General features: G+C 42.4%; 1 protein-coding gene and 6 tRNA genes. All 7 read left to right on the top strand.

Annotated elements, in window-relative coordinates; translation table 11 throughout:
- The first annotated feature begins 67 nt into the window (after positions 1-67).
- The 7 genes from AB4558_RS00040 to AB4558_RS00010 all read left to right on the top strand — a co-directional run bounded on the left by AB4558_RS00040 (position 68) and on the right by AB4558_RS00010 (position 2,910).
- Positions 68-143: transfer RNA gene (locus tag AB4558_RS00040), tRNA-Asn, on the top strand.
- Positions 144-525: 382 nt separating this feature from the next.
- Entirely contained in the window at positions 526-2,151 is a 1,626-nt protein-coding gene (locus AB4558_RS00035) for a methyl-accepting chemotaxis protein (RefSeq protein ID WP_017062210.1), read from the top strand.
- Between the two features lie 235 nt (positions 2,152-2,386).
- Positions 2,387-2,462, top strand: a tRNA-Phe gene (locus tag AB4558_RS00030).
- Between the two features lie 56 nt (positions 2,463-2,518).
- Positions 2,519-2,594: transfer RNA gene (locus tag AB4558_RS00025), tRNA-Thr, on the top strand.
- Between the two features lie 23 nt (positions 2,595-2,617).
- Positions 2,618-2,693: transfer RNA gene (locus AB4558_RS00020), tRNA-Asn, on the top strand.
- A 36-nt stretch (positions 2,694-2,729) separates the two neighbouring features.
- Positions 2,730-2,805, top strand: a tRNA-Thr gene (locus tag AB4558_RS00015).
- A gap of 29 nt (positions 2,806-2,834) precedes the next feature.
- Positions 2,835-2,910, top strand: a tRNA-Asn gene (locus AB4558_RS00010).
- Positions 2,911-3,212: the final 302 nt, after the last annotated feature.

Genomic DNA, 3,212 nt, shown 5'->3' with positions numbered 1-3,212 from the left:
TCGAGGCACCATTATTTGGTGCTTAACAAATAATGGTCTTTATAGACCTGATGTTGACACAAATAATTCCCCTTTAGTTCAGTTGGTAGAACGGCGGACTGTTAATCCGTATGTCGCAAGTTCAAGTCTTGCAAGGGGAGCCACATTCAAGAAAGCCAAGTCGAAAGACTTGGCTTTTTTTCGTTTGAACAAAAACAAACTCTATTCAATATACACATCAGCTCCTCACTAACTCTTAATCAGTCTCGATAAATTGAGTTATCTCATTTTAGTACTCTTACTACAGCAGTTGATTCTAAGTTCTATAAAGCATATCCACTACAACAGAACCAACGCCTTATAAAGTTCATGACCCGCTAATATTCACATTAAAACAAATAGAACCAAGTCCTGTTACTTTTTTTTCTTCGAAAATTTAATCCCTATCATACTTTGATGTCTTTCTAATATCTGCCTTACACCACTTAGATTAAGATTCGATGAATTATACCTAATACTAATTATTGAATCGCTGCGCGGGGAAATATGAAACTAAAAACGCAAGCTTACTTATTATCGGGCATCATCTTGATCGCCCTGCTAGCACTGACGGCTACAGGCTTATGGACCTTAAGAGTTGCTAGCAACATGGACAACAAAGCTCGCGTAACAGAGCTGTTTAAGAGCGCATACAGCATTCTTACTGAAGTCGAAAAAATGGCGATTGATGGCACACTAGAAGAAGAGCAAGCCAAGCAACTAGCTACTCGCCTTCTACGCAACAACATCTATAAAGATAATGAATATGTTTACGTAGCCGATGAGAACATGACGTTTATCGCGACACCATTAGATCCTCAACTGCACGGAACCAGTTTTAACGACTTTAAAGATGGCGACGGCAATAGTGTTGGGCAGCTAATCCAAAGAGTACTTGGTAATCGTACTGGCGAGATCATTGAGTACACCTGGACACAAAAACTGCCAGATGGAACGATTGAAGAAAAACTGTCTATTGCAGAGAAAACGCCACATTGGGGTTGGGTTGTCGGCACTGGTATCGGGTTCAATGAAGTTAACGCTCGTTTTTGGTCTACTGCTCAATGGCAGCTATTCCTTTGTGTCGTGATTGCTGGTCTTATTCTGGCGAGCCTAATTGTATCCATTAAACGCATGCTAGCGCTTCTTGGCGGCGAACCTAAAGACGTACGAGAAGCAGTACAAGCCGTAGCACAAGGTCGAATTCAAACCTCTTTCGAAACTCAGGCAATTGACGGCAGTATCTATCACGCCGTACAACAAATGAGTAAGTCATTGGCTGAGCTAGTATCAAACCTTGACGCTTCAATGCTGGCATTAAGAGGCGAACTGCAGCGCGTAGAAGATCGCGCTGGGTCAATTGGTCAACTGACAGACACCCAACAGCAATCAACAGAGATGATCGCGACAGCAATGACCGAGATGGCCTCTTCAGCCAATAACGTAGCTGCTTCAGCTAGCGATACCGCGCGCAACACCGACGAGGCCGACAAACAGAGCCAGCATACCCAACAACTCATTCACAACACAGTAGATAACATTCAAGGCTTAGCAGGCCAACTAGGCACAGCAAGCGAAGCTGTCGCTAACCTAGATAACGATGTAAACAACATTGCAAAAGTATTGGATGTGATTGGTGATATAGCGGAGCAAACTAACCTATTGGCACTAAATGCAGCCATTGAAGCAGCTCGAGCTGGCGAACAAGGTCGTGGATTTGCTGTTGTAGCAGATGAGGTTCGTAACCTTGCAGGCAGAACACAATCGAGCACAAAAGAAATCCAATTAATGATTAATAACCTTCAAGAGGGATCTCGCAACGCAATTCAAACCATGGAAGTGTGTGCCGCGACCAGTGAAAGCACCGTAACAGAGTCTCAAAACGCCTCTGAAGCACTACAACAGATTGTTGTCGCATTAGAGTCCATTTCATCAATGAGTCATCAAATCGCAACAGCGGCCGCTGAGCAGACTCAGGTGAGCGATGATATATCGAAGCGTATCAATATGATCGAAGAGAGCGGTAACCAACTGAGCAATGTCGTAACAGAAAGTCATAACAGCACCCAAACTCTTGCCTCTCTTTCCAACGAATTAGAAGCTTGGGTTAATAGGTTTGAAGTAAAACACTAAACTCCCTAGAAAATTTTCAAATAAAAAAGCACGTTTTCATACGTGCTTTTTTTATTTCGGCGCCCATTCAGTGTAGTTAACCGTAGTTTTACTATCTTTTAGGGCATGCTAGACCTAGGTTTTTCACCCCAAATGAGCAAAAACAACCCACTAAGTATAGAAAAACATCAAACGATACTTTTTTTGCAATTTAATGTTGACCCAGAACGCGAAAACACGTTTAATACACCTCGTCGCCCGGATAGCTCAGTCGGTAGAGCAGAGGATTGAAAATCCTCGTGTCGGTGGTTCGATTCCGCCTCCGGGCACCACAATTTATTTGTTGGTGTCTTAGACAACAACAGTAAAGCACAAAGAAATATTATGTGCCGACTTAGCTCAGTAGGTAGAGCAACTGACTTGTAATCAGTAGGTCACCAGTTCGACTCCGGTAGTCGGCACCATTCTTTAAAGCTTTAAGAATAATTCCCCTTTAGTTCAGTTGGTAGAACGGCGGACTGTTAATCCGTATGTCGCAAGTTCAAGTCTTGCAAGGGGAGCCAAGTTAATCATCAAGCATAAGCTTTTTGATTCATGATGCCGACTTAGCTCAGTAGGTAGAGCAACTGACTTGTAATCAGTAGGTCACCAGTTCGATTCCGGTAGTCGGCACCATTCTCTTGATTAGAGACTAAACAATCAATTCCCCTTTAGTTCAGTTGGTAGAACGGCGGACTGTTAATCCGTATGTCGCAAGTTCAAGTCTTGCAAGGGGAGCCAATTAAAAGAAGCCGCATCATTGATGCGGCTTTTTTGCATCTAAAGATCCTAACTTATTAATACAACTACCCTCACCTTTCAAATACCATATTCAATTCAGAAACCAACCGTTTTTATATCCTTCCAAAGCTACAAATCTTCGCTACTTAATGCTCTTCAAAATCTCCCAACAACAAACGACACATTCACGTAAGAGTCAGTCACAGTACGTTGCTACTCATTTTATTGACTAGGAGATCGGTTGAAAAAATCAATACTAAGTTTGGAGGTAAGAAAGCTAAATAATACCAATCCGGAAAATT

It is taken from the genome of Vibrio sp. 10N.222.51.C5 (assembly GCF_041474575.1).
GTDB lineage: Bacteria > Pseudomonadota > Gammaproteobacteria > Enterobacterales > Vibrionaceae > Vibrio > Vibrio crassostreae_C.
Note: the sequence above shows the minus strand (reverse complement) of the source record. Positions and strands in the feature narration are given on the sequence as shown.

What these genes read in the sequence shown, in the direction of transcription:
- AB4558_RS00035 (WP_017062210.1), top strand. Translation starts at nt 526, where the DNA reads ATGAAACTAAAAACGCAAGCTTACTTATTATCGGGCATCATCTTGATC.